The organism is Levilactobacillus muriae (genome assembly GCF_045862015.1).
GTDB lineage: Bacteria > Bacillota > Bacilli > Lactobacillales > Lactobacillaceae > Levilactobacillus > Levilactobacillus muriae.
The window spans coordinates 1-26,345 of the sequence record NZ_BAAFRU010000012.1; the positions used below are offsets into that span (position 1 = coordinate 1).

Below are 26,345 nucleotides of genomic sequence, written 5' to 3' on the forward strand. Positions count from 1 at the left end.
TGGATGGATATAGGTCTGCGACTATATCCCTTTTTTGTACATTTTTTTACATTCTTTGATTATACAAAAATATCCGTTGCCAGTAATCAAATTCATTTGATTACCAACAACAGATATTTTAGAACCGATACAAAGCTGATTTTCATGTTTCAAATACCCGAAAGTCATCTCAGCTTTTACGGATTTTAGTGGTGTAAATTATGGAAACATAAGCAATGGCGGCAGTATTGTTCGTGTTTTCAGATTAATCGTCTTTAAAAAAATGACCCCCACGACAGGCGTCATCTAAAGTTCTTTATTCTTCATCTAGAGAAACAAAGGTGTTATAGTTCAAATATTGATAGTGCAACCGCATATTAGAAACTTCAAACGGTGTCCCATCATCCAGGAAAAAGACACCTTCCATGATACCCACGGGTTCAACCGGTTTCAGATGCAAGAGCTTCTGATCATCCACCGTTGAAGGCTGGGTCCGGATGGACATAAAGGACTTGGTCACGACCTTGCCCTGTGATTCCAGATAGTTAAAAATAGAATCAGCAACGGTCTTCTGCGATAAGTTCGGTGCGATTTTAATGGGAATATAGCCCGTTTCAATCATAAAGGGTTTATCCTCAAACAAGCGTAGCCGCTTAATCTCGTAAACAAAGTCGCCGTCGGCCAAGAAAAGATCCTGTTGGATTTCCTTACTGGCTGGAATAACGTCAAATTTGAGCAAACGAATGCCCGGCGTCGTCCCTGCCGACTTCATACTGTCAGTAATTCCTAAATTTGAGCCCTCATATTGAAAAATTGATTGGTTTTTCATATATAATGGGTTAATAAAGGTTCCTGAACCACGCTTTTTAAAAATAATCCCCTGGTTGGCGAGCACACTGAGGGCCCGCTTAACTGAGCTGCGACTAACCCCGTACGCTTCGCTCAAGCTCCGTTCATCTGGCAGCCGCTTATTGGGAAATTCATTTTGATGGATGCGTTGTTTTAAATCCCGCATTACCTGTCGATAAACTAAATCTGCCATGATATCTCCTCATAACTCTTCAACTTGACTTCTACTGTGATAGAGTATAACAGGTTTTGGCGGCGGTGTCTGCTTTTATCAGGAAACAACCGTTCCATTTATTTTTAAAGTGCGGTCCAATTATTAATTTTGATAGTGAAAGGTGAGTTAAATGGCTAAGAAAAAGAAAGACAAGCGGCTTCACAAAACTCTTGTTGAACAAATTTTAGATAAGAACAAAGTCGCCTACAAACAATTTGAATTTGCAACTCACGTTCAAGGCGATGTTGCCCAAATGGACGTTGATCACGCAGATGTTGATGAGCATCACATCTATAAAACACTGGTGTTAAGCGGTCCAACGACCGGCCCCGTCGTTGGTGTTTTGCCTATCGATGAACATCTGAATGAGAAGAAATTGGCAAAAGTCTCGGGCAATAAAAAAGTTGATATGGTTCCTCTCAAAGATTTGGTGAAGACCACTGGTTACGAGCATGGGGCCAACACACCAGTTGGAATCTGGGAAAAGAATCACTTTCCTATTTACTTTGACAACACTGCCAAGGAACAGGGAACAATTCTTGTTTCTTCCGGGCAAATCGGTCGCTCAGTTGAATTAGATGCTACGGACCTGGCTAACTTGGTCCACGGTACCTTCACCGACCTGCTGGAGTAGACGATGAATACTAACCTCACCCTGATTTTTAAAAATCTCGGTATCGTGGGTTTGGACCTTTTGGTTATTCCCTTTATTTTTGTGACTCTACTGACCTACCTGAATCGTGATACCAAGAAATACTTGGCAAATGGCCTCGGCTTGAATAGTGAACTCTACTTAGGATTTATCGGTATTTTTCTCCACGAGTTCAGTCATCTTCTGACAGCGATTCTCTTTGGTCATCGTATCGCACAGGTTCGCTTGCTCAAACGACCTCACCCCGATCGAATAAGGGAGGATGGCACGCCAGATTTGACCTTAGGTTATGTCAATCACACCTGGAATCAGCGTAATTGGTATCAGACAACCGGAAACTTATTTATTGGTGTTGCACCAATTTTTGGATGCGCCCTGGTTCTGCTGGCACTGACTGCTCTCTTGGTGCCCAGTCTCTTCAACGGCATGTTAGCGCTGGTTGTAGATCCATTTCATCTCGATTGGAGTGGCTTTGTCTCAGCCTTGGGTGGCGATAATTATCCGTGGATTCGCTGGATCATTATGATTTTGCTGTCCCTCAATATCAGTATCGGTGGCTTTGACCTCAGCGCAGCCGACTTTGCCAATTCTCGGATTGGCCTGATTGGTTTTATCATCGTTATCGTTGCTTTAACGGTGCTCCTAACCATGGGCAACATTGCCACTGGCTACTTGCGTGTGATTACCGCGGCTGTGATTCTGTTAGCCTTAATTTTGGGATACGCACTCCTTATCTCTCTACTGACGAACCTAGTCGTCCGGCTAGCTTTTCAAATCAAGGAACATTAGCTGATCACGTTTGTCAGCACCTAACTTTCCGTTGGGTGCTGACTTTTTCATTGAAATATTTATTTAAATCGTGCCTTAGACAGTGGTCATCCGGATTAACCCGCCATCAAAATTATTATACGAACATTCGTTCTATCCATTCTCCAGCAGACCTGCTATACTACATTTACTGCTTAAGTCGTGCCACTCTCAGCCTGGAGGAAATTAATGAAAACTTACCCGTTTACGCAGCTCCATACCGATCCTAAGCGCCTCTTCACTCAGGTCATCCAAACCAATCATACGTTGGAAGTCACGATCCATCCTCATCAGAGTGTAATCATTCTCAGCAAGCGGCGCTACGAACAATTGCTGGCGCTTAATTATCTTTGGTCTGCTGGGGCCCTCTCGCCAGTTCTGTCACAGTTGAACCATCCCAAATAAAAAGGTTCCGTCAATATCGACGAAACCCACTATTTATCAGTCTTCTGATAATGGAATACGATAAAGTAAAGACCAAAGTTAATCACGCTCAACGATAAAATCAGGCCAAATGCTAACCGACTCCCAATTGCTGTCTCCTGAGCGTAAGACATGCCATGCACCTTAACCGATGACATCAAGGCAGCCAGAATCGTCGTCCCAACGGACCCTGCGAACTGTTGACCCGTATTATAGATGGCGTTGGCATCAGCACGCTGACTAAAGTCAACTTCCTTCAAGCCGTTAGTCATGGTATTTCCAAACGCCATTGAACGGCCGATACTGAAGATTACGTACAGTGCGGCAATAATAATGACCGTTAGCCGTTGACCAATGACAGTAAAGCACAGCGCAGCAACAAAAAACAAGCTACTGCCCAACAGAATTGGCAAGCGCGCACCATGCTCATCCAGCAGATGACCGAACCACGGTTGCAAGAGCGCTGTTACTAGGCTCCCTGGCAACAACATCAGCCCACCGAAAAGTGAACTTGCGCCGACCACGATTTGCGCATAGTTTGGCAAGGCAAAGTTAATACCGATATTGCAGAACTGCAGAATCACGTAAGCCATGAAGCTAAACGTAAAGACCGGATTTCGAAAAATTTCGAGCTTTAACAGCTGATTTTCACTATGCTTAGACACCATAATATATCCGGTAAGCGTTAAGGCAGCCAGAATTAAGCCACCCAAAAACTGCCAACTCAACCACCCCGCCGTCGTCAGACTGTTCAGGCCCATCGTAAAGCTCACAAATGCTACCGCCAGGAGGGCAAATTGGCCCCAAACAAATGAAACCTTTTTAACCGGCGAGAATTGCTTCATCACACCAAAACCTAAAAGTAAAATAATTGCTTCTAACGGTAAGGTCGACCAGAAGATTAAGCGCCAATCACCTAGCGACGCCATAATCCCCCCAAAGGTTGGCCCACTAGCCGGGGCAATCATCAGGATCAAACCAGCCATACCCATGTAAAAGCCAAGACGAGAGCGTGGCACACTTTCCAAAACAACGTTAAACATCAACGGAATAGCTAAGCCGGCACAACCAGCCTGAACCAACCGCCCAAACAATAACACTGGAAAAACCGGTGCCAACGCACAGATCAAGTCCCCCAGAATAAAAAGTGACGCTCCGGCCACAAAGAGTTGTCGATTCGTAAAACGTTGCTTCAGAAAAGCTGACGTAATCATCAGTAACGCCACCGTCAGCAAATATCCTGTCGTAATCCACTGAACCGTACTCAATGAAACGTGCATTGTCGCCATCAGTGTTGGAAACGTAACATTCATGGAAGTCTCCACTAATATTCCTAGGAAGGCCATCATGGCGACCGCGAAAATGGCAATTAAGTTCTGCCGGGAAATTTTATCCGGGTCATTTTGTATCTGCGTCATTCAAACATCTCACTTTCGTATAACTTCTTATCTTCTATCATACTCACTTTCAAAATTATTTTCATGGGTAAAATGCCATTAAATCGGTTACAGAACCCCTTTATACGCGCTCTTTGACAAAAAAATATAAAAGTTTTCAATGAAAACCATTACATTAGGTTTCACCCCTTGACGTAGCTTTCAGAAAATTATAATATGTTCACGTGAACAAAAGAGAAGAGAAAAAGAAAGAGGTACTTATATAATGCATGTATTCAATCGAGTTTTAACTGTCGTCGCTGCCGTTGCTGTCTTCGGTTCAGGCGTCTTCGCTACCCAAGCCATCGCTTCTACCACGTCAAACCCTGATGGTGTTGCAACGCACCAAACCTTAACGGGTGCTTACCAACAATTAATCCAAAAGCAAACTGAACCACTTAAGTAGTTCGGTTTTTATGAAAAAGCTCCCCCGAAGTTTTCGGGAGAGCTTTTCTTTTACCGCCCTTTTTACAAATTATTCAATAACCGTGGCGCCAATCGCAGCTTCAGCGATAAAGTCTTTGATTCGTGACACCATATCATGAATAACGACGCGACCAACTTGGACCTCATCAGTCGTCCCAATCATGTTAAATCCAAGATTCAGTTGCCCTTTGAATGTGCTGCAAGCCACCTGAAACATTGGCGCATAGCGGAATGACCCCGTCATTAGGCAGTCCGTTAACGGCGCATCCTCGAAAACCAACCGCGAATCATCAACGATACCAAAGTTTGTGAAGGCAATTGCCCGAACATGATAATTGTCCTCCACAATCTGTTGTAACTTAGCAATCGGCTCTGACTTGTACTGAGCCATCAGAGAGCGTACCGAGTCTAAGAACTGATCGTGATCCTTTAGCCGTTGCATTTCGCCATGCATCTTAGCCACGGCCATCGTAATCGGTTCATCTTGTGGTGAGTGAATCGCTGGATTAAATCGTGCCGTGTGGTTAGCAATTCGAAGCGCGGCGTGTTCCTTGCTGATCTTTTGCCGCATATCAGTTGGACATGGAATCGCCAGCTCATCCCCGCCAAGATCATAGGCTTGAACCGCCTTACCAAAGGTTGTCAGACAGACATCATTGACCGTGACCCCCTGGCTATGGGTGGCCTGAATCAACGTCTTCGTCAGATCTGGCGTTAACCGCCAGCCACTGACATTGTGTCGTGGCTGTTCACCCGCTTCATTCGTTAACTGGGGCAAGGCCAATGGTTTTGCTGGATGGTCCACGTCACCATGCTTAGCGGCAGCAGGGTGTGATTTCAACAAGTTTTCCAACCAATCCAGTTTGACCACGTTTTCGACGCCTGTGATGGCCTCAGCACCACGGTTATAGCAATCGCTGAGTAGGTAGAGGTACTGCTTAAATCCGCTGCCGTCGGTCAAGATATGACTCATGGTGATCGTCACTTTATTCCCACGACCATCATCCTGAATAGCAAACCGGATTTGTGCATTTTTCTCCCAGTCTGGTGTTGCATCAACGTCCGCATCAACAGCAACTGTTTCGACAACTTCACTAGCGTCCTTAACCGCTGGTTGCCAGCTATTGTCACGCATTTCATAGCGACAAAATAGTTCTGGAACGACCTTTGCCGTTATATTGACGGCCTTAATGAGCCGGTCAATATCGATCGGTGTTTCAAACTTCAACTGACAACGAATCATTGGATAGAGTTGATCAAAACCAATCGTGTGCAGAATGTTTAACGGATTTTCATTCATAATCTCAGAGTCCTCTCGTAAAATCAGATACTTACTTTTATTTTAGGCGACCATGACAACTTACACAAGAAATCTTAGAAACAAAAAGCCCCGCAGAACTTCCATACGGAAGTTCATGCGAGACTCTTTCATTCGCCTAGTTATTAAACGGTTAATTTACCGAAAATCTCATCAGGCGTCTTGTCTGGGAAGAACTGGAAGAAGTTGTATGCATTGTTGTAGCAAATGTTTTGTACGATCTTGCCCAACATCTCTTCGTCATCCGGTACCCGACCTTGTTCTGCCAAGTTCCCATAGAAGTTGCAGAGAACACGACGGAAGTATTCATGACGTGGGTATGACAGGAAGCTCCGTGAGTCAGTCAGCATCCCAACAAAGTTAGGCAACAGACTTTCTTCGGCAAAGACCCGCAATTGTTCGTTCATACCTTCGGCAGTATCGTTGAACCACCAGCCGGCACCAAGTTGTAAGCGTTGTTTGCCACCCTCTTGGAAGGCACCCATCATCGTAGCCAATTGCATCCAGTCATTGTCATTCAAAGAGTAGAAGATCGTCTTTGGAATATCATGAGTGATCTGCATCTTAGTGTAGAGTTTAGCAATTTGGTCAGCGATATCAGGTTGTGTCCCAACGGCATCGTAACCGGTATCAGCACCTAATTTGTCGAACATTGGCCGGTTAAGGTCACGGATAGAGTTGATATGGAACTGCATGGTCCAATCAAATTCCTTGTTCAACTTCATTAAGTTTTCCAATAAGGCGGTCAAGTATTGGTCAACTTCCTTAGCTGACAATTCTTCGTTGTTAACACCTTTGTCAAAGATAGCATTCAGCTCGCTGTCTGAAGCTTCGATGAAGTGGTAGGTCAACAGGGAATGGTCAGATAAACGGCCACCCATTTCACTAAAGAATTCAAACCGTTGCTTAACAGCATCGATCATCGTCTTGAATGAAGTGATCTTAACACCAGAGATGTCACCCAATTCCTTTAAGTAGGCAGCGAAGCCATCACGATCAACTTGGATCAACTTGTCAGGCCGCATAGCTGGTAAGGTACGGAAGCCGTTTTCAGCTTCAGTTTCCTTCAACAATTTGTGGTAGTGCAAGTCAGAAGCTGGGTCATCGGTGGTGCAGACAGCCTTAACGTTGGAGTTCTTGATTAAATTCCGTGGTTTGAAAGCATCAGTTTGGAGTTCAGCATTAGCTTTCTTCCAAATATCTGGTGCGGTCTTCCGGCTCAATACTTCATCGATGTGGAAGAAACGCTTGAGTTCCAGGTGAGTCCATTCGTAGAGTGGGTTCCCCAAAGCGCTTTCAATCGTTTCAGCCCAGGCTAAGAATTTCTGATATTCATCGCCGTCACCGGTAATTAATTCTTCAGGAACCCCGTTAGTCCGTTCTTGACGCCACTTGTAGTGGTCACCGTAAACGCCTTCGTTTAACCAAATCCGCGTAATGTTAGGGTAGTTCTTGTTTTCATAGATTTCCTTTGGGTTCAAGTGACAATGGAAATCGATGATTGGCATACCCTTGGCATAGTCATTGAAAAGTCTCTTGGCCATGTCGTTGCCGAGTAAGAAATTGTCGTCCAATAAAGCCATCAGGATATTCCTCCTTTTGAGAGTTAGTGCTAACTAAGCAATTTAACTTAGATTAGTCTTCGTTGATTTTTGGTTCGTACTTAGCTTGAACTTCAGCCTTGGACTTAGCCAAACCTTGGAGTAAGTCGAGATGTTCTGAAATGTGAATGTTCAGGTACTTGTCATAAAGGTCTTGGTTTTCCTTCAAAATCTTGAAGAACTTGTCACGGTATACGTACTTGTAGCTCTTTTGAGCGTTCAAGAGTGAACCATACATCGTGTGAAGAACTTGCCGTGAGTCATCACCATCAAGCAAACTCATAACGTTGGATTCGTTGATCGTTTCTGGCTTTGGAGCAGTTCCATCGGTTTGGGCGTTGAATACGTAGAATGATGCAACATCATCCAAGTTTTCGTAAGCAAACTTGTAAAGTTGAACCATGAACTTAGGATCGACATGGGCGATAACACGGAGAGCTTCCAACCAGTTAGTCCCAGCGGTCTTAACGTGCCAGCCATGTTGCTTGGAGATCCGGCCAATGATTTCGTATACAGAAAGCTTGTCGGAACCTGAGTGAATACTCAACTTGTAGCCAAACTTTTCAGCAATAGCTTCATGTACAACGTATTCACGTTCGAAGCGCTTTACATCACCAATGTAGTCAATAGCCTTCTGGAATTCACCATAGAACTTAGGAGCAATGGTTTCAGGAGTGATGCCTTCGCGATGTAACTCATTAGCAAAGAAGTAGTGGTTTGCAGGCGTCGTAGGAACAATCGTTTCATCCATAGAAATTTCGAAGTCCAAGTTGTAAGGTACGATGAACTTGTGGTAGATGAAGATAGCGTACTTAACGGCACCGAAGAAGATCAGAACTGATTCTTCAACGTCACGCTTGGAGAAGTGAACAGAAGCATCGTCACTGATTTGGAACGTCTTGTCCAAGTAAGTCTTGTTGAAGCGTTCTACTAATTCGTCATCCAAAGCGTTGAACTTAGTGTCCAATTCTTCGTCAGAGAACTTAGCAACTTCGTTATGAATCTTTTCAGTAGCATCCAAAGTAATCATGGTGCAACCGGCCTTAACGGCGTAGTCAACTTCATGAGGATTCTTAACGTGGTCACCATCGTCAACCCAGCCATCAGTATAACCTTCTTCAAAGACAGCCCAGCCGGCATCCAATAAGACATCGGTTTCAGTACGGTTCATCAATAGTAATTCACGAATTGATTGTTGTGCTAAGACTGGTACAATGCCCCGGCCTTTGAACAAACGTAAGTGAGCGTTAGAAGCGTTGCCTAAACGGTCACCTAACCCAAAGGTGTACTTGTAGCCATGACGTGATGTTGGTTTGATCCAAGCAAAACGCTTAGCAAGTGTCCGCCAGTTGGCTTCGTTCAAATCACCAGTGATTAATGTTTTATTTGCGTCATCAATGCTTTCCTTGGCGTCAAAGTCCTTGGCGTCGTCGCGATCTTCGTAAACAACCAAAGTCTTGGCAGTTTGCTTGTTGACGGTTTCATGCAAGATGAAGTAGACGTTGCGGCGATCCACTTGAATTGAAGGTGCATAAACTTCTTTATCTGATAAGCTGTCGTAGTTGCCTTGGGCAGCGATAATCTCATAGACATCTGAAACTAACTTTTGTAAGTCCATTGATATAACCCTCCATAAATGTAGTTTGATAAAGTTTTTAAAAACCGTGATCCCAAATTATTTAGTATGACGATTAGCGCTTATCCTTGTCGGTAGCTTTGCTTTCACCGATCTTGCCGCCTTCCCAACGACCATGGTCAAGGTCATCGGCAATTTCACCGAAACGTTTGTCATCCAGTTTGTATAAGAAACCGATTACAACAGCAGCAATGATTAAGCAAAGTCCAGGATATAACGTCATAGCAGCCTTGATACCATTTAAGGCACTGGCACTTTGCGTTGCGTTAGCAACGTAACCAGTTAAGGCCAAGACACCGGCACTGACTAAAGCGGCCAGTGATTGTGCAATCTTCCGTGAGAAGTTAAATGCAGCGTATGTAATAGCTTCTTTACGGACACCTGAACGCCATTCACCGAAGTCGATAGCGTTGGAAACCATGGCCCAAGTAATCCCGTTAGGAATAGCTAAAGCCGTGTAACCAATGGTAACTAAGACAACGAATGTAATTACGTTAGAAGGCAGGAAGTAGTTCAACAGGTTGGCTATAGCACCAACGACGAAGCTCCACATTGCGGTACGCTTTTGACCAAAGTGCTTAGTTAACGTAGGAATCATGAAGACCCCGACGATTGAGCAACCCATCATAACAGCGTTGATGATTGGCTGAAAACCGATGTTACCTAAGTTATATTGTGCGTAGAACACCATCATTTGGTTGTTCGTGTTCATGGCAGAAATGGTGAACAAGGTCATCAGAATCAAGGCACCTAAAGGACCGTTCTTGAAGATAACTTTGATGTAATCTTTGAAACCTTCCTTTTTAGCTGCTTCACCAGTAGCACGGTGGACCTTAACGTTTTCCTTAGTCCCTAAGTAACATACGGCAAACATACAGATCCCGATAACAGCGAAGACTGCGGCTGCCCAGAAGTAACCGTGTTCTTCTTTGACACCAGTGTTACCGTTAGAAATCAATCCCATCAAAGGAATAAATGCAACCCCGGCGATGAATTGCGCACCGACAGAACCAACTTGACGAGAAGTCGCCATGAAGCTCCGGTCTTGCGAATTCCGAGACATGACAGAAGCTAAAGAACCGTACGGGTCATTGGTAAATGAATAAACCAGGCCCCAGATCATGTATGCAGCGTATGCGTAGATAATCTTTTGGACCCCAGTAAGACCAGATGGCATCGTAAATGTTACGACGGTCATAATCCCTAAAATGATGGCTGAAATCATCATGACTGGACGGAACTTACCACGTTTACCGACATTCTTCCGGTTATCAATTACTGAACCGGCGATAGGATCCATAAACGCATCGAAAATCTTGGTGAAGGCGAAAATCCCAGCGACAGCTCCGGCACCGATACCACAAGCATCGATCCAGAACTTAGTCAGGTACGCCTGCCCAAGGTCAAACATGAAGCCGTTACCAAAGTCCCCAAACCCATAAGCAATTTTTTCACGGGTAGGAATCCGCTTAGACGAGTCATTCATCATTTCCCCATCTTTTACAGCGGGTTTTGGACTTGTTGCTGCCTCTTCACTCATTCGAGCACCTCCTTGAATCTACTATGAACCATTAAGAGAAATCGCTTACAATTTTGATACACACGTTAACACAATTATCCGCGTGCCTTCGCTACTGCTCACTGACTTCTGAATTATTTGTTAAACGTCAATGCTTAAGCTATGTACTAGTAAGCGCTTTCCTTTAACAATGTCTATACTATCACAAAGTCATGCACACGTTAACAATTTTTTTAATAAAAAAAGGATTATTTTCTTAAATCCTTCACAGAATCCCGTACTATCAACGTTGGGACAATCACTTTTTTTATTGGATCCGTCATAGATCCATCCAATAATTTTGTCAAAGCATCGATTCCTTCTTGAACGATATCATCGGTTGGTTTACGTACCGTCGTCAAGCGCGGAACTAAATATTTCGCATAACTCATATCATCATATCCAATAATCGATACGTCATCGGGAACTGAGTACCCTAAATCTTGGCAAGCCCGGACAGCACCGGCTGCCATATCGTCGTTAGAAGCGAAGACACAGGTCGGTGTCTCAATTGCCCCGAGAATATTGCGCATGGCCTCATAGCCGCTATCTGGCAGGTAGGTTCCCTGTTGGACCCATTCCGGCTTTACAACCGCATTGCTGGCTGCTGTAACGTCTATAAAGGCCTGTTGCCGGTCATGTGTCGAGACGAAGTCACTGGCCCCCTTAATCAAACCAAACTTCTGGTGTCCCATCCGAACGGCATATTCCATTAACTTTCGTGCACCCAAGTAATCGTCGGTCGTAAAGTTCGACACATCCTCCCGAGCAATCTTTCGGTTCAGAATAACTACGGGCAATCCCCGTTCGATCATCATATTGATAAACGCATCATCATTGACACTTTGACTGACCACAATAGCCCCATCGTACTGATGGCGACTCACTGCACTCGTTCCATCGAGAGCTTCGATACTGTCAATAGAGATCGAATATCCCTCTGGTAGAGCTTCCTTTGACCGATTGATAACGTCTACTAAGAAACTCGGCGAGGTCCCCGTATCCAGTTCTGAAAAGAAAATGCCGATGATGAAAGAGCGTTTTTCAACAAGCCCCTTAGCATTAATATTTGGCACGTAGCCCAAGTCGTCCGCAATCTTGCGAATCTTCCGTTTCGTTTCCTCTTTGACTAAGGGACTATCGTTCAACGCACGAGAAACCGTGGTGTGTGAGACGTTAGCACGCTTAGCAATCGTCAAAATCGTTACTTCTTCCAATATAGTTGCCTCCTGTTACGATCATCAATTGCTCGACTCGCTATTTTTGCAGTTAAACGGGCTAACTTAAGTACGCCTTGCGACTTTCTAAGGTGTTAACGTTATCTATCTAGACTGCCTGCTAAACCTACTATAACAAAACCGCCAGCCAAATACATTGTTTTGGCCGACGATTTTTCTTAATTTATACTAATCTATGATCCTCATAAAATTGGTCTAGCTGTGGTCTGGTTGGGTAACCATCGTTGTCTCCCGGGCTCTGAACAGCCAAGGCGCCAATGACATTAGCGCGTTGCAGCGCGTCTGGAAGCAGTTGACCTTCCAGTAAGCCAGAAATCAAGCCAACCGCAAAACCATCCCCCGCTCCCACAGTATCAATCACCCGTGGTACGGTAAAACCGGGAACTGAAAATTTCCGGCCGTCCGCTAGCTTGGCAAATGCCCCTGCCGACCCCAGTTTGACAACCACGGCCTTTGTCGTGATGCCACGTTGCAGGTAAAAGTCAGCAATCTCTTCAGGATCCTGTTTGCCGGTCAACGTTCGACCTTCACTGAGCCCGGGCATCACAATCGTCCCGTAACGTGCCAAATCATTGGTCACTCGCACCATTTCAGCTCGGGAATCCCATAGCGTTGGCCGCAGATTAGGATCAAACGTCACTGGAATACGGTTATACACCAAATCGGCATTCAACTGTCGATAAGCCGCCAAACAGTTCGGCGACAGGGCCGCAAAAATCCCAGAAAGATGGGCAAAGCGAACACCAGTCAAACTCACCGTCTGTAGATCCTCCGGCTGGTAATTAGCCGCTGCCGACCCCTGCCGAAAGTATGCTACGGCGGGATCGCCATGGCTAACACGTTGCTTCAGGTAAAAGCCCGTGGGTAATCCCGGCTTCGTTAGTAGTGCTGCATCAGCCACACCATCGGTCCGCAAGACGTGTCGTAAATACACACCAAACGGGTCATCGCCGACCGCCGAAACGTAGTCAACTGGGTGCCCGAGACGGGCCATTCCAATGGCAACGTTGAGCTCTGCTCCAGCAGAAAATTTTTGAAATTTTTGTGCTTTAGCTAGGTCAACATCACTCTCTTGCGCTTCGAAAACCACCATTGGTTCTCCAATCGTTAGGATCTCTCCCATCTCGTCACCTTCCTCTTAGGATTTGCTGATCGCTTCCCACAGACCGTTCAGATACGTCAGTCCCAGTGCGCGGTCATAGAGACCGTACCCTGGTCGTCCAGCCTCACCCCAGATATCCCGGCCGTGGTCAGGGCGAATAACGCCATCAAACCCAGTATCATGAAGAGCTTTCATAATTTCATACATATCTAGCGAACCTTCGCTGGAGAGATGGGCTGCCTCACGGAAATCTCGACCATGCCCAGAAAATTTAATGTTCCGGGCGTGGACAAATGGCACGCGGCCCTGCACAACGAACTCGCGAATAATCGCTGGAATATCGTTATCCGGGTTCTCGCCAAGACTGCCCGTACAGATTGTAAAGCCATTCGCCAACGATGGGTTCATTGCCACAATCGCCCGCATATCGGCGGCATTCTTGAAGATTCGTGGCAAACCGAATAACGGCATTGGTGGATCATCGGGATGGATGGCCATCTGGATGTGGTATTCCTCGCAAACAGGAAGAATCGCATCCAGAAAGTATTTGAGATTGGCTGCCAGACGGGACGCATCAACATCCGCATAGGCCTTGAAGAGTTGCTGAACCTTTGCCAGCCGTTCAGGTTCCCAACCGGGTAAGCTAAAACCATTGTCGCCCTGCTGAATCTGCTGAATCAAGGCTTGTGGATCCTCTGCCGTATAACGTTCTTGAAACGCCAACGCCTTAGAACCGTCAGCCAGCTTGAAATGCAGGTCGGTCCGGATCCAATCAAAGATTGGCATAAAGTTGTAGCAAATCGTCTTAACCCCCACTTGTGCAAGGTTTCGAATGGTTTGTTGGTAATTTTCAATGTACCGATCCCGTGTTGGCAACCCAATCTTAATGTCATCGTGAATATTAACGGACTCGACAATCGTAAATTTTAGCCCAGCAGCTTCAATCTGAGCCTTCAAAGCCTTGATCTTAACCAGTGGCCATACTTCACCGGCCGGCACGTCAAAGAGTGCTCCGACGACCTGTTTAGCCCCCGGAATCTGCCGAATATCTTGGAGCTTAACGGCGTCCTCATCAGGGCCGTACCAGCGAAATCCCATTTCCATCTCTTAGTCTCTCCTTTTAATTGCGGTAATTAACGCAGATCGTCCATGGCAACTTGATCCATGTCATCGTAGGTCTGATTTTCACCACACATTGCCCAGATGAAAGCGTAGTTCGTTGTCCCAACACCACAGTGGATGGAGTAACTTGGGTTCACAACAGCCTGGTCCTGCTTCATCCAGATATGCTTGGTGTTTTCTGGGGTTCCCATAAAGTGAGAAACCCGGGTATCAGCGGCACCAAATTCGCAGTACAGATAGGTTTCCATCCGTCGTGCGTGAGTGTGAGCTGGCATGGTATTCCAAGAATTTCCAGGCTCTAAGACGGTGTAGCCCATCTGCAGTTGACACGTCTGCATGGTCGATGCATCAATATACTTGTGAATGACTCGTTTATTCATATGTTCCTGATCACCCTTAGGCATGGCAATTGCATCCTTGTAGACCAGCTTCTTATTCGGATAAGTCTTGTGGGCCGGCGTTGAAACGACGTAGAACTTAGCAGGGTTGTCTGGGTCAATGGAATCGAAGACCACGTGCTGCGTTCCCATACCGATGTAAAAACCGTCGTGTGGTGCAATCGCACTCTCGTCACCATCGATTGTAACTGTTCCGGCACCGCCAATATTAATAAAGCCTAATTCACGGCGTTCCAGGAAGAACTTCACGCCAAGTTCCTTGTCCAGCTTGATTTCAAGCGGTGCATGCACCGGCGTTACTCCACCAAAGATCATCCGATCGTTGTAGGTGTACGTCAGTAAAATATCGTCCGGACTGAAAATTTTTTCCATTAAGAATTGCTCGCGCATCTGGTCCGTATTGTAATGATCAATATCCTCAGGACTGTGTGCGTACTGCGTAGTCATGTTGAATGCCATGGTATTACCTCCATATGTAATTTATTAACCCACTAATGAACCCATTTCTCTCACTCTGTATGTCTTGCGTTCCCAGCTACCAGTTTAGCACATGCTGAGGAAAATTCCCCTTCATGTATCACCGGCTTAGACGGCTACCAAGCCTAATCGTGGCAGGCTTGTAATAACTTTCACGTTTGAATTAAAAAATGAGCCGCCATGAAAGGCCCACAAAGCCTTTAGTCATCACGTTTATGTAATGTACACGGTCATTGAGTTGAAAGCGTATTCATCAATAAATGTTAACGTGTTCATTATAATGAATTTCGTCTCATTTTGCCAGTCTCGTTCTTCCCTCACTGGACTAAAAAACGCCGGACTACTGATGAACACCCTCACCAACACCGACGATTCTATAATTTAAATATCCAGGTCCGTTTTATCACTCGGACTAACGTTCATAAAGTACCCGGGAAACTTATCCAGCAAGTACTTGCGTTCCTGTAGCATCAGCCGCAAATGGGCCGTTGTTTGGAACCGCACATCCTCCAGATCCCGCCGATACACAACATCCAATAGACTTTCGTGCTGCTGCAAAATTGTCTGCCAATTCAGGCCATTGACCTTCAGCCGAATCCACCGGAACCGGTTCAGTTGCATGTTAACCGTCTGTAACCAATCCCAAATATTATCACGATCAGCAATCGTATAAAATCGACGATGAAAGGCCTCATCGAGATAAAAGAAGGTATCCGGATCCTCCTTCTGAATCGCAACCGCCTGTTCACGCAAGTTTACTTTCTGTTCCCGATACGCCGCGTCTGTCATCTTTGCTGTAGCTTCCAGCATGATTTCAACTTCAACGTTCTGCCGTACAAACCGGGCATCCTTAGCCTTTTCCATGTCGATCTGAGAAATATAGGTCCCGCTCTGCGGAATTACATCGATCAGACCATCCCGTTCGATTCGAATAATGGCTTCCCGCACCGGCGTCCGACCAATTCCCAGTTCCTCAGAAATCGTCTTCTCAGAGATCTTCTGACCAGGAATAAACTTATTATGCATAATCCGATAGCGAAGCTCAGAGTACGCCTCATTCCGCATATTCTTCGTCATTTGTTGCATCTCAACTACACCTCCTTGGTTGCCTCTCATTTACTTGTATATTAGTTTAACACAGGTTCACGCGTATTTCTCTTGATTTTTAAGCGCCGTTTTTGCCAAAATCATTAGGTAAAACGATTAACTTACCTATATAATGCGCTTTCATTTTATTATACATTTAGTAAAAAATATTTAATTTAGTCGATTTTACTAACATATTAATGTTTCAGTTTACTTCTCTAAATTAGTTGAGGACTACTAAACAATTCAATTACTTTTGCGCAATACTGACAAAAGGCCATCAAAAAAGTGCCTCCAAATTCTGCATGAAGGCACTCATTTTTAAGTATTTATGCAATTAAAACACTTGTTTATACAATGCTGCAGCGGCAATCGCTCCGGCAGTTGGCGCAACGATCGGTACCCAACTATAGTTAAACTGAGAGCTGCCTTTATGTGGAAATGGCCAAACGGCATGGAGTAGCCGTGGCCCAATATCTCTGGCAGGATTCAGCGCTGGCCCGGTTGGTCCCCCGAAGGAAATGACCAAACACATGACCAAGAAACCTAGCCCAATGAAATCAGCCCGGGGGTCAATCTTGTCGACCGTCATACTAACAGCTCCCAACACGAGTAGGAACGTTCCCACAAATTCGTTAATAAACCCATTCAATTGGCTATTAGCGGCATCGATGGTGGAGAACGTTCCCAAGATGGCCTCCGTGTCCGTCGTTCGGTCGTAGTACGGCTTATAGGCCAAGACAATGACCAACTGGCCAATGATCGCCCCTACCGTCTGCGCCAAGATATAGGGCACAACCTCTTGCCAAGGGAAGCTCCCAGTCACCGCCATGGCAACCGTCATAGCTGGGTTGATCTGTGCTCCCGAAATCGTAGCAAACATCAGGGCTGGGATCATCACCCCGATACCATACCCAAAACCAATTAAAATCCAGCCACCATGATACCCCTTGGTGCCCTTCAACTCAACGTTGGCAACCGAACCGTTACCTAGGGCAACCATGACGGCTGTCCCAATCAATTCGGCCATACACCGAACGAATAAAGAATAATGCATGAATTCATACCTCACTAATAATATTTTCTTTTTTATCCTGCCGAAAATGTTCACGTTCATCCCCAATGCGGTCAACGCTCAGAAAACAGCAGCATTAATATCATACCCCTATTGCAGCCCGCTTTCAGCAACATTTTCATTGTTTCAACCTATAATTTGAAAATTATTCTAAAATTAGTCATTAATTAAGCTAACACCTGGATTATAAGTTGTAAATGCCGAACTATTTTTTCATTGTTCGGCATTTATTTTCATTGCTTCAACATTTCCTGAAAACAAAAAACGTGGTGCGCCTCCCCAAAAGGAAGTTGCACCACGTTCAAGCAATCTCGTTTTATTCAGTTGGGCTCTAGTCCTTCTTATCGAAGAAACCAAAGTAGTCGTGAGCGTTGTTGTAAGAAATATCTTCAACAATCTTACCCAAGTAATCGTAGTCTTCTGGAACTTGACCAGTCGTGACCCATTCGCCGATCAGGTTGCAGAGTACCCGACGGAAGTATTCATGACGCGTGTAGGAAAGGAAACTCCGAGAATCGGTCAGCATCCCTACGAAATTTGGTAGCAGGCTTTGTTGTGCCAAGATGTTCAGTTGGTCATGCATCCCATCACGGGTATCGTTAAACCACCATGCACAGCCTAATTGTAATTTCTGAACGCCATCGCCCTGGAAGCTTTGCATCCCGGTAGCCAATTCCATCCAGTCATTAGGATTCGTGGAGTAGAGAATGGTCTTAGGAATACTATCTTCTTCGGACATCGCACTCATCAATTTCATCATTTCGCCAGCAATGCCTGGTTGTGACCCCATGGAGTCCCAGCCTGTGTCGGCACCTAACTTACGGAACATTGGGCCGTTGGCATTACGCAGCACGTTCATGTGGTATTGCATCGTCCAGCCAAACTTTTGGTTCAAGCGCATCAGGACCTTCAGCAACTTCGTTTGGTACTTGTTGATTTCGTCGTCAGTCAGTTGTGAATTGTCTTTGCGCGCCTTGGCCATGATAGCATTGAATTCGTCATCAGTTGCTTCGGCGTAGTGGTATGTGTTCAGGCCGTGGTCAGACAGGCTACCACCCATTGAGGCAAAGAAAGTAAAGCGTTGTTCGAGGGCCTTGGTCAAGGAAGCCAAGTCGCTGATTTGGACGCCAGAAACGTCACTCAGCTTGTCCATGTATTCGCCGTAATTACCTTGATTGATTCGAACCAAGTTATCTGGCCGCATTGCTGGTAAGACTTTGAAACCATTTTCCTTTTCTTCGGCCTTTAACAGCTTGTGATAGTGCAGGTCAGAAGCCGGGTCATCCGTCGTGCAGACAACCTTAACATTAGCGTTTTTGATCAAGCTCCGTGGCTTGAAGTCATCAGTTTGGAGTAAGGCGTTGGCCTTCTTCCAGATGGCTGGGGCACTCTTTTCGTTGAAGACTTCGTCGATGCCGAAGAAACGCTTCAGTTCCAAGTGGGTCCATTCGTAGAGTGGGTTCCCAATCGCCCGGTCGATCGTCTTAGCCCAAGCCAAGAACTTTTGGTATTCGTCACCGTCACCAGTGATCAGTTCTTCGGGAACACCGTTGGCCCGTTCCAAACGCCACTTATAGTGGTCGCCGGCATTACCATCGTTCAGCCAGATCCGTGTGATGTTAGGATAGTTTTTGTTCTCGTAGATATCCTTTGGGTCTAGATGACAATGATAGTCAATGATTGGCATCTTTTCTGCATGTTCGTGGAATAATTTCTTAGCTGGTTCACTCGTGAGTAAAAAGTCTTCGTTCAATAAAGCCATTTCAAAAGTCTCCTTTAATTTTGTAAAAATTATTGGTGATTACTTCTGATTACAATTGTTCTCTTGTAGTCATTGAGAAATATTGAAAATTCAAATCTTAGTTCTTAGCATTCTTTTCCCGTAAAATCGCGGCGTTGGCTTCAACCCGTTTCTTATTCAATGGATAGAAGAACAGCATGACAATTGCGGCCAGTCCACAGCAGACGGCTGGAATTCCAGAAGCCAAGTAGTAGATACGGTCAATCACTTGTTGGGATTGTTCGGCCCCACCAGACGTGGAGGATACATAACCGATCATGGTCAACATGAAGGCTCCAAAGCTTCCACCTAAGGCTTGCGCGACTTTCCGTGCGAAGGAATTGACCCCATAGATCGTCCCGTCTTCACGAATCCCGGTTGTCACTTGCTGGTTATCGATAACGTCGGTGATGAAGGCCCAGACCATCAGATTAAACATCGCTGCCCCTAAGCTTCCGAAGAACAGGAAGACTAAGTAAACCATAGCACTGCTGGTGTGGATAAAGACCAAGGCACCGTACACGATACTAGCAAAGAACAGGGAGACCACTGTGACTTCCTTACGACCAAACTTCTTCGTAAAGTATTGGGCGAATGGTGCCAGCAACAGTACCGTCGCAAAGTTAAAAATCAACGCGATTGACATGGCACTACTGTTCTTGAAATAGTCGTTAAACAAGTAAGAAATGTTGGTCCCAGACAGGTTCTGATTGATCACCAGAATGATATCTAAGACGACCAGGATAACTAGCGCACGGTCCGTAAACATATCCTTCATGACCGTTCCCAGAGGAACCGACTCGCTCCGTTGGGTCCGGACACGTTCTGTTGGCAGCTTACTGGTCAAGATATAACAACCGAACCCTAAGATAGCCATGACAGAGGCCACTAACCAGAAACGCACGCCGTCAATTCTCTGCGAAGCACCGACGTACATGAAGATTGGCACAACGAAACTGACGATGGCACTCCCAGTCGCAGACCCCAAACTCCGCCACGTGGACAGAGAAGTCTTGTCGTTAGGCGAATCGCTTAACGCAGACGCCATAGAGCCGTATGGGATGTTAACTGTGGAATAGAAAATTCCCCAGAGTAAGTAAGTGATAAAGACATAAGTTATCTTGATTGGAAACGCCAAATCTTTAACGAATGGCACAAAAACCAAGATGGTCGCGATGAGTAGCGGGTACTTGAAGCGGGCAATCCACGGAATGAATCGACCACTCTTATGGAGCTTACTACTATCGACCAACCGACCAACAGTGATATCAGCAATGGCATCAATAAACCGGGCAATCAGGAACAAGAGTCCCACGGTCACCCCTGACAATCCCAACACGTTGGTGTAGAAGATCATCAAGAAGGTATTCACAACAGCGAATGAGAAGTTGTTCCCAACATCCCCAAGAGCATAACCAAAACGGTCAGCCCAACCAAACGGCTTTGAACGATCAATACTTGTTTTTTGTGTATCCATTTTTCCAACCTCCGGCGAAACGCCTAGATAATTTTTAAAGTGAGATTCCGCAAATTTAGCAAATTATTAGATTGAGATTAAGTCCTTAACACTAGACTCAATGCTCAGCTCAATGTCTGAATCGCTTACATTATTAAATTTAATGATAACTTGACGCTTTTCGCCATCGAAGAACCAGCCTTCAGTGGCAGCATTGAACTTGTCAAACTTGAGGAATTGCGCCAACGGTTTGCCTTGAAGTTCAATCGTTAATGGGGCGATGTCTGGGCAACACACGCGGAACGTGTAACTCTTCAGCTTGGAATCGTAAGTTCCTTGCTTATGCAAGTTAATTAACGTTTGGTGCTTACTTGGCTTCACTGAAATGTCAGTTGTCAAGAAGGCTCCTTGCTTGTAGCTCATCGTCTTCCCATCGTCTTCATACAACTGGAAGTCGCTCGCCGTTGTTGGCTCAACTAAGACGTCCAAGTTCTCTACCGTATCATTGTGAATATTCATGAGGCCCTTGCTTTCGGGAATAATACTCCCGGTCCGCAAGAACATTGGAATACTCCCCAGATCGACGGGAACTTCGACGGTTTGACCCCCATTGTAGTAGTGATAAGTCGTTAAATCATACCAATCGGCACCCTTTGGTAGGTATACTTCCTTGGTCGTTTGACCCTTATCAACCACGTTTGCTACCAATAATGATGACCCCAGCATGAACTCAAAGCTTTCTTCGAAAGTCTTTGGATCATTTTGGAATTCGTAAACCAGTGGCCGCATGATCGGTGCCCCTGACACTGAAGCTTCATGCAACAGTGAGTAGAAGTAAGGGATCAATTGGTAACGCAACTGAATGGCATCACGGATGTACTTGGTGTAGCTTGGGTACATCCAAGGTTCCGTGACCGTATTGTCATCATTAGACGAGTGGATCGAGAACCGTGGCTGGAAGATCCCATTTTGGACCCACCGGACGAAGAGTTCTGGTTCCGGCGCTGGACCATCAAAGCCACCAATATCACAACCCTGGTTAGCAACCCCGGAGAGTCCCATCCCTAAGATTGTTGGAATGTTGTATTTCACATTGGTCCAACTCGTCCGGTTATCACCGGCCCAGGTCTGCGCATACCGTTGAATCCCAGCAAACCCAGCCCGGTTGATCAGGTATGGTCGCACATTGGGATCGTAATCGGCAATTGCTTTTTGGGCCGTCTTAGCCATCATCGTTGGCATGATTGGTTTCACTTCACCAATGGTCGCGTGCATACCATCTGCGTCAACTTTGGCGTTGGTTTCATTAATTTCATATTCGTTGTTATCGTTCCAGATACTCGTGATTCCCAACGATAACAGTTGTTTCGTCATAAATTTCGACCACGTTGCTCGACCTTTTTCACTGGTGAAGTCAACGAAGTGCGCCGCGCCACCCCAGTATTGGTCTTCTTGGTCGGCCTTGCCATCCGGTGTCTTAATGTAAGCATCCGCGTCGGCAAAGTCCTTGGCTAATGGATGGGTGACCAGCATACCTGGCTTAATATTTGGTGCCAGCAGAACACCCTTTTCCTTCAGCTTATCCACAAAGTCTTGGGGATCCGGGAACCGGTCCTTATTCCAGTTGAAGACGTAACGCTTGCCATCGTCACCAGTCGTATAACCGGATGACATGAAGAATCCGTCACAAGGAATATCGTTCTTCTTGCAGGTGTCGACAAAGTCTAAGATGGCTTGGTCAGCATCCTTGTCCAACTCCGTGTAGTACATGGTTGAACCCATGTAACCCAGCGAAGCTTTCGGCATCATCGCTGTCTTCCCAGTTAAATCCGTGTAGTGCTTGACCACGTCTTTAATGGTTGGTCCAGCAATGAAGAAGACATCCAGATCGCCACCGTCACATTCAAAATAGCTATAACGGTGCCAGTAGTTACTGTGCTCACTGTCCATATCGAACGTGGAATCATTAGAATTGTTGTAATAGAGCCCTGAGGCCATATCCATTTCACTATCGAAATCGATATAGAACGGAATCATTTTGTAGAGGGGATCGGATTTAGCGGCATTCCACCCTAGTGAATCCGTGTTGTGCATCCGCATCCGACGCTTAAACTTATTGAGTTCCCCGGATTTTTCACCAAATCCGTAGAAGAAGTTATGGTCACCCATCGTACTGTAATGGTACGACCGGCCCAAGTCATCTTGAAGGAAGGAACGCTTAGGCAAATCTTTATGTAAAACATTGCCTGCCTTATCGATGACTTCAAACCCGAACGGATTCCGGTTGATCTTTAAGGTTAAATTCGCCGTCGAGACCGAGTAGCTGTCTGCGTCTTCCTTAAGATCGAGCGGTAACGGCTTAACTCGTTGTCGTTCACCCGCCATTAATTCATCCGTCTTATCTGCCCACGCAGTCTTGACTAGAGCATATGACGCTTCTGGAGCAAATTCATCCTTGAAAGTCCCCCGCATCCGGATAATATCGTTATCCAGCAGGTAAACTTGGAACTGAGCGCCATTGGTCTTGATGGCCAAATAGTCGCCGCAATTTTCCACGGATTGAATCTTGCTGCTTAACTTCATTAATCTCACTCCTTGTCCAAAAAAAGCTGTCTTGTGTCCGATATACCGCTACAACTCTCAGTGATGGGACCTAACAATTGAAATAGTAATATATCAGTTCTGCCAACACCCATATCTTACTAGTTAGTGAAAGCGCTGTCAACGGATGTTTGCAGTTCCTGTCTAAAACTACCGATACTCATCAGTCCAAACCCCCGATACATCAGCATTACTTTAATAATGATAATTAATTATTTTAGAAAAATAAATTAATTTAGAACCTGAATTTGTGTAAAAACATGACCTCTACATGGACTTTTATGCCTCATATTAGTTTAATATACCAAAAAATATGAAACTAATTAGTTGCAATTCTCTAGACTTAAATACCAGTTTTACCGTTTCTTTACCACTTCATAATTCTCACAGACTCCTATCGCCATATCCTGCTATCCACCGCCTTGTGCCCACCTACAAATGTCCTAGACCACTACAAAAAAAGCTCAGAACTTTTCATCCTGAGCTTTCGGTTTTCACCATTTAAAATTTAGACTTATTCGATCTTGTCGACCGCGTGGCCACCAAAACCATTCCGCAGAGCTGAAACAACTTTACCCGTAAAGGTATCGTTTTCCATTGAACGGTAACGCATCATCAGCGCTAAACTAATAACTGGAACAGGAACTTCTTGGTTGAGGGCTTCTTGTAACGTCCACTTACCTTCACCAGAACTGTGCATCGTTCCCCGAATTTCTTCAAGGTTGGCATCCTTAGAGAAGGCTTCTTGAGCCAATTCCATGAGCCATGAACGAACGACAGAACCGGAGTTCCAGAGTTGGGCAACGGCCTCGTTATCGTAGTCGAAGTCACTGTGTTCCAGGACATCGAACCCTTCACCGATAGCTTCCATCATCCCATATTCAATACCATTGTGCACCATCTTCAAGTAATGACCTGAACCAGCAGCGCCGGTATACAGGTAACCATTCTCTTGGGCGATGCCTTCGAAGATTGGTTTCAACGTTTCAAAGGCTGCGGCGCTCGTACCACCAATCATAAAGTTCCCATCATGACGGGCACCTGATTGGCCACCAGACGTCCCACAATCGAAGAAGTTAACGCCCTTGGCTTCAGCCTTCTTGGCATCTTCAGCAGAGTTCTGCCAGAAAGAGTTCCCACCATCAACGATGTAGTCGCCAGCACTTAATACCTCAGTTAACGTTGCAACAGTTGATTCAGTTGGCTTGCCAGCTGGCAACATCAACCAAACAATCTTAGGAGAAGGCAGCTTGCTAAGCAAGTCTTCCAGTGACGTAGCTGCTTCTGCGCCGTATCCAGCAACTTCTTTAACAAAATCCTTGTTCAAATCAAATCCAACAACTTCGTGACCGTTGTCCATCATATTTTGAGCTAAGTTGCTACCCATCTTACCTAATCCAACTAATCCAATCTTCATGGTATAAGTTCCTCTCTGCTTGAAAAAAGTAATATATCAGTTAACGACTCTTATTATATGAAAAAACTTTACAAATTTCAAGCAGTTTTTGTAAATAAATCATCAAAACTAACAATTTATTCCTTTGGTGCGCGTTTTCGTTGATATTCTGCGATACTGTTGTACTCAGTCTGTAACTTCCGACCCAAGCGAATGTAGATTGGCATGATTTCACGATAATTTTCGAAAGTTTCTGGGTTTGGTTCGTAAGTGTTCATCTTCCCGATAAACTTCTTAACAACTGACAGGTCGTCGGCCAAGCCTAAACTAATCTGTGCAATAACCATGGCACCCAAGCAACCACTTTCGAAGGCTTCTGGAATCGTCACAGGCTCTTCGAAGATGTCGGCCAACATTTGACGCCATAGTGGTGAGCGGGCAAAGCCCCCAGCAGCCAAGATAGCCGTTGGTTCCATAGCTTCTTTCAAAGCTAATTCAACAGTGTAGAGGTTGTAAACAATCCCTTCCAGTGCGGACCGAACCATGTGTGAACGGTTGTGTTGACGGGTCAAACCGAAGTAAGAAGCCCGTGCGTTACCGTCCCAGATTGGGGCCCGTTCGCCACCCAAGAATGGATGGAAGATCAGACCATCGGAACCGGCTGGTACCTTGCTAGCAATTTCAGTCAGTAAGTCGTATGGATCCTTACCTTCCTTTTTGGCCTGTTCTTTTTCAGGGGCAAAGAGGTTATCACGAACCCAACGGAAGACGATCCCACCGTTGTTCACTGGACCACCAATGATCCACTTACCCTGCATAACGGGGTAGCAGTAAATCCGGCCTTTAGGATCGATTTGTGGCTTGTCAACGAAAGTCCGGACAGCGCCAGAGGTACCGATGGTAACGGCCACCTCGCCCTTGTTAATGGCCCCTAAACCAATTTCAGAGAGCGCACCGTCAGTTCCACCCATAATAAATGGCGTGTCAGCAGAAAAACCAATCTTCTTGGCAATTTCTGGGTGCAGACCCTTCATTTGGTAGGTGGTATCAACAAGTTCTGGCAATTGATCGCGAGTAATTCCCGTTAACTTCATGGATTCTTCGTCCCAGTCCATCGTGTGGATGTTGAAGAGACCCGTAGTAGAAGCCATGTTGGTTTCTTCCTTGAGTTGGCCAAAGTACCGGTACAGTAAGTATTCCTTCAAGCCAACCCAGTACTGCGTCTTCTTGTAGGTATCTGGGTGTTGTTCCTTGATCCAGAGCAACTTGTAAACGACACCCATTGGATGGGTTGGCAGACCAGTCCGCTTGTAAAGTTCCAGTCCACTGCCGTCGTCAGCCATCCGTGAAGCAACCTTTTCAGAACGATTGTCGGCCCATGTAATAGCCCGCGTCGTTGGCTTGTAATCAGCGTCCATCCCCACCAAACTGTGTTGTTGCGTTGACCAGGAGACCCCTAAGATCTTGCCTTCCTTAGGATCGGCCTTGGCCGTAACTTCCTTCAAGGCTTCAACGGAGGCGTCAAAGATAACGTCTGGGTCTTCTTCCGCCATGTCGGGGTTATCTTGAATCAAGGGGTAAAGCTTGTTGGCATAGCCAAAGATTTCCCCGTCAGTGTTGTACAGTACGGCCTTGGTACTCGTGGTACCAACGTCAATTCCGATTAAATAATCCATAATTTTTCAACTTCCTTTTATTTTGGCGATTTTTGGATT

21 protein-coding genes are annotated in these 26,345 nt (G+C 45.6%); 4 read left to right on the forward strand and 17 right to left on the reverse strand.

The features are described 5' to 3' along the window. Positions 1-295 precede the first annotated feature (295 nt). The gene (locus ACKTSF_RS09600) at positions 296-1,021 is read right to left on the reverse strand and encodes a GntR family transcriptional regulator (protein ID WP_407888894.1); all 726 of its coding nucleotides are present in this window, start codon (positions 1,019-1,021) and stop codon (positions 296-298) included. Positions 1,022-1,172: 151 nt separating this feature from the next. On the opposite strand from ACKTSF_RS09600, the gene ybaK reads away from it, so the two are divergent. The 3 genes from ybaK (at position 1,173) to ACKTSF_RS09615 (ending at position 2,906) form a co-directional block, all read left to right on the forward strand. Then, on the forward strand, positions 1,173-1,676 hold the full coding sequence (ybaK, locus tag ACKTSF_RS09605; RefSeq protein ID WP_407888896.1) for a Cys-tRNA(Pro) deacylase: 504 nt from the start codon (positions 1,173-1,175) through the stop codon (positions 1,674-1,676). A 3-nt stretch (positions 1,677-1,679) separates the two neighbouring features. Then, positions 1,680-2,483 carry a hypothetical protein gene (locus ACKTSF_RS09610; RefSeq protein WP_407888898.1) on the forward strand — a complete coding sequence of 268 codons (804 nt, stop codon included), beginning with the start codon at positions 1,680-1,682 and terminating at the stop codon, positions 2,481-2,483. Positions 2,484-2,690: 207 nt separating this feature from the next. After that, the gene (locus ACKTSF_RS09615; protein WP_407888900.1) at positions 2,691-2,906 is read left to right on the forward strand and encodes a hypothetical protein; all 216 of its coding nucleotides are present in this window, start codon (positions 2,691-2,693) and stop codon (positions 2,904-2,906) included. A 29-nt stretch (positions 2,907-2,935) separates the two neighbouring features. Here the strand turns inward: ACKTSF_RS09615 and ACKTSF_RS09620 are convergent, their stop codons facing one another. Continuing rightward, the gene (locus tag ACKTSF_RS09620; protein WP_407888902.1) at positions 2,936-4,342 is read right to left on the reverse strand and encodes an MFS transporter; all 1,407 of its coding nucleotides are present in this window, start codon (positions 4,340-4,342) and stop codon (positions 2,936-2,938) included. A 244-nt stretch (positions 4,343-4,586) separates the two neighbouring features. Here ACKTSF_RS09620 and ACKTSF_RS09625 point away from each other — a divergent pair, with 244 nt between their 5' ends. Continuing rightward, positions 4,587-4,766, forward strand: a complete 180-nt coding sequence (locus ACKTSF_RS09625; protein WP_407888904.1) for a hypothetical protein — start codon at positions 4,587-4,589, stop codon at positions 4,764-4,766. 69 nt (positions 4,767-4,835) lie between these two features. Here ACKTSF_RS09625 and ACKTSF_RS09630 read toward each other — a convergent pair whose 3' ends face one another. The 15 genes from ACKTSF_RS09630 to gntK all read right to left on the reverse strand — a co-directional run bounded on the left by ACKTSF_RS09630 (position 4,836) and on the right by gntK (position 26,306). Then, a complete protein-coding gene (locus tag ACKTSF_RS09630) occupies positions 4,836-6,086 on the reverse strand; it encodes a hypothetical protein (protein ID WP_407888906.1) in 1,251 nt (416 codons plus the stop codon). A 143-nt stretch (positions 6,087-6,229) separates the two neighbouring features. Beyond that, the gene (uxaC, locus tag ACKTSF_RS09635) at positions 6,230-7,687 is read right to left on the reverse strand and encodes a glucuronate isomerase (RefSeq protein WP_407888908.1); all 1,458 of its coding nucleotides are present in this window, start codon (positions 7,685-7,687) and stop codon (positions 6,230-6,232) included. A gap of 52 nt (positions 7,688-7,739) precedes the next feature. Then, positions 7,740-9,323 carry a tagaturonate epimerase family protein gene (locus ACKTSF_RS09640; protein ID WP_407888910.1) on the reverse strand — a complete coding sequence of 528 codons (1,584 nt, stop codon included), beginning with the start codon at positions 9,321-9,323 and terminating at the stop codon, positions 7,740-7,742. A 73-nt stretch (positions 9,324-9,396) separates the two neighbouring features. Further along, on the reverse strand, positions 9,397-10,881 hold the full coding sequence (locus ACKTSF_RS09645) for a glycoside-pentoside-hexuronide (GPH):cation symporter (protein WP_407888912.1): 1,485 nt from the start codon (positions 10,879-10,881) through the stop codon (positions 9,397-9,399). Positions 10,882-11,108: 227 nt separating this feature from the next. Beyond that, the gene (locus tag ACKTSF_RS09650) at positions 11,109-12,116 is read right to left on the reverse strand and encodes a LacI family DNA-binding transcriptional regulator (RefSeq protein WP_407888914.1); all 1,008 of its coding nucleotides are present in this window, start codon (positions 12,114-12,116) and stop codon (positions 11,109-11,111) included. Between the two features lie 184 nt (positions 12,117-12,300). Next, positions 12,301-13,260: a sugar kinase gene (locus ACKTSF_RS09655; RefSeq protein ID WP_407888916.1), complete on the reverse strand. Its 960-nt coding sequence runs from the start codon at positions 13,258-13,260 to the stop codon at positions 12,301-12,303. A 15-nt stretch (positions 13,261-13,275) separates the two neighbouring features. Beyond that, positions 13,276-14,343 carry a mannonate dehydratase gene (gene uxuA / locus ACKTSF_RS09660; RefSeq protein WP_407888918.1) on the reverse strand — a complete coding sequence of 356 codons (1,068 nt, stop codon included), beginning with the start codon at positions 14,341-14,343 and terminating at the stop codon, positions 13,276-13,278. A 29-nt stretch (positions 14,344-14,372) separates the two neighbouring features. Next, positions 14,373-15,218, reverse strand: a complete 846-nt coding sequence (gene kduI, locus ACKTSF_RS09665; protein WP_407888920.1) for a 5-dehydro-4-deoxy-D-glucuronate isomerase — start codon at positions 15,216-15,218, stop codon at positions 14,373-14,375. Positions 15,219-15,617: 399 nt separating this feature from the next. Beyond that, a complete protein-coding gene (locus tag ACKTSF_RS09670; protein ID WP_407888922.1) occupies positions 15,618-16,322 on the reverse strand; it encodes a GntR family transcriptional regulator in 705 nt (234 codons plus the stop codon). Positions 16,323-16,659: 337 nt separating this feature from the next. Further along, a complete protein-coding gene (locus tag ACKTSF_RS09675; RefSeq protein ID WP_407888924.1) occupies positions 16,660-17,379 on the reverse strand; it encodes an MIP/aquaporin family protein in 720 nt (239 codons plus the stop codon). A 349-nt stretch (positions 17,380-17,728) separates the two neighbouring features. Beyond that, entirely contained in the window at positions 17,729-19,159 is a 1,431-nt protein-coding gene (gene uxaC, locus ACKTSF_RS09680) for a glucuronate isomerase (RefSeq protein ID WP_407888926.1), read from the reverse strand. Between the two features lie 97 nt (positions 19,160-19,256). Beyond that, complete coding sequence (locus ACKTSF_RS09685; protein ID WP_407888928.1) at positions 19,257-20,654, reverse strand: MFS transporter; 1,398 nt, start codon at positions 20,652-20,654, stop codon at positions 19,257-19,259. 66 nt (positions 20,655-20,720) lie between these two features. Further along, complete coding sequence (locus tag ACKTSF_RS09690) at positions 20,721-23,216, reverse strand: glycoside hydrolase family 31 protein (RefSeq protein ID WP_407888929.1); 2,496 nt, start codon at positions 23,214-23,216, stop codon at positions 20,721-20,723. A gap of 532 nt (positions 23,217-23,748) precedes the next feature. Continuing rightward, complete coding sequence (gene gnd, locus ACKTSF_RS09695) at positions 23,749-24,651, reverse strand: phosphogluconate dehydrogenase (NAD(+)-dependent, decarboxylating) (RefSeq protein ID WP_407888931.1); 903 nt, start codon at positions 24,649-24,651, stop codon at positions 23,749-23,751. Positions 24,652-24,767: 116 nt separating this feature from the next. Then, on the reverse strand, positions 24,768-26,306 hold the full coding sequence (gntK, locus tag ACKTSF_RS09700; RefSeq protein WP_407888933.1) for a gluconokinase: 1,539 nt from the start codon (positions 26,304-26,306) through the stop codon (positions 24,768-24,770). Between the last annotated feature and the right edge of the window lie 39 nt (positions 26,307-26,345).

What these genes read in the sequence shown, in the direction of transcription:
- ACKTSF_RS09600 (WP_407888894.1), bottom strand. Translation starts at nt 1,021, where the DNA reads ATGGCAGATTTAGTTTATCGACAGGTAATGCGGGATTTAAAACAACGC.
- ybaK (WP_407888896.1), top strand. Translation starts at nt 1,173, where the DNA reads ATGGCTAAGAAAAAGAAAGACAAGCGGCTTCACAAAACTCTTGTTGAA.
- ACKTSF_RS09610 (WP_407888898.1), top strand. Translation starts at nt 1,680, where the DNA reads ATGAATACTAACCTCACCCTGATTTTTAAAAATCTCGGTATCGTGGGT.
- ACKTSF_RS09615 (WP_407888900.1), top strand. Translation starts at nt 2,691, where the DNA reads ATGAAAACTTACCCGTTTACGCAGCTCCATACCGATCCTAAGCGCCTC.
- ACKTSF_RS09620 (WP_407888902.1), bottom strand. Translation starts at nt 4,342, where the DNA reads ATGACGCAGATACAAAATGACCCGGATAAAATTTCCCGGCAGAACTTA.
- ACKTSF_RS09625 (WP_407888904.1), top strand. Translation starts at nt 4,587, where the DNA reads ATGCATGTATTCAATCGAGTTTTAACTGTCGTCGCTGCCGTTGCTGTC.
- ACKTSF_RS09630 (WP_407888906.1), bottom strand. Translation starts at nt 6,086, where the DNA reads ATGAATGAAAATCCGTTAAACATTCTGCACACGATTGGTTTTGATCAA.
- uxaC (WP_407888908.1), bottom strand. Translation starts at nt 7,687, where the DNA reads ATGGCTTTATTGGACGACAATTTCTTACTCGGCAACGACATGGCCAAG.
- ACKTSF_RS09640 (WP_407888910.1), bottom strand. Translation starts at nt 9,323, where the DNA reads ATGGACTTACAAAAGTTAGTTTCAGATGTCTATGAGATTATCGCTGCC.
- ACKTSF_RS09645 (WP_407888912.1), bottom strand. Translation starts at nt 10,881, where the DNA reads ATGAGTGAAGAGGCAGCAACAAGTCCAAAACCCGCTGTAAAAGATGGG.
- ACKTSF_RS09655 (WP_407888916.1), bottom strand. Translation starts at nt 13,260, where the DNA reads ATGGGAGAGATCCTAACGATTGGAGAACCAATGGTGGTTTTCGAAGCG.
- uxuA (WP_407888918.1), bottom strand. Translation starts at nt 14,343, where the DNA reads ATGGAAATGGGATTTCGCTGGTACGGCCCTGATGAGGACGCCGTTAAG.
- kduI (WP_407888920.1), bottom strand. Translation starts at nt 15,218, where the DNA reads ATGGCATTCAACATGACTACGCAGTACGCACACAGTCCTGAGGATATT.
- ACKTSF_RS09670 (WP_407888922.1), bottom strand. Translation starts at nt 16,322, where the DNA reads ATGCAACAAATGACGAAGAATATGCGGAATGAGGCGTACTCTGAGCTT.
- ACKTSF_RS09675 (WP_407888924.1), bottom strand. Translation starts at nt 17,379, where the DNA reads ATGCATTATTCTTTATTCGTTCGGTGTATGGCCGAATTGATTGGGACA.
- uxaC (WP_407888926.1), bottom strand. Translation starts at nt 19,159, where the DNA reads ATGGCTTTATTGAACGAAGACTTTTTACTCACGAGTGAACCAGCTAAG.
- ACKTSF_RS09685 (WP_407888928.1), bottom strand. Translation starts at nt 20,654, where the DNA reads ATGGATACACAAAAAACAAGTATTGATCGTTCAAAGCCGTTTGGTTGG.
- ACKTSF_RS09690 (WP_407888929.1), bottom strand. Translation starts at nt 23,216, where the DNA reads ATGAAGTTAAGCAGCAAGATTCAATCCGTGGAAAATTGCGGCGACTAT.
- gnd (WP_407888931.1), bottom strand. Translation starts at nt 24,651, where the DNA reads ATGAAGATTGGATTAGTTGGATTAGGTAAGATGGGTAGCAACTTAGCT.
- gntK (WP_407888933.1), bottom strand. Translation starts at nt 26,306, where the DNA reads ATGGATTATTTAATCGGAATTGACGTTGGTACCACGAGTACCAAGGCC.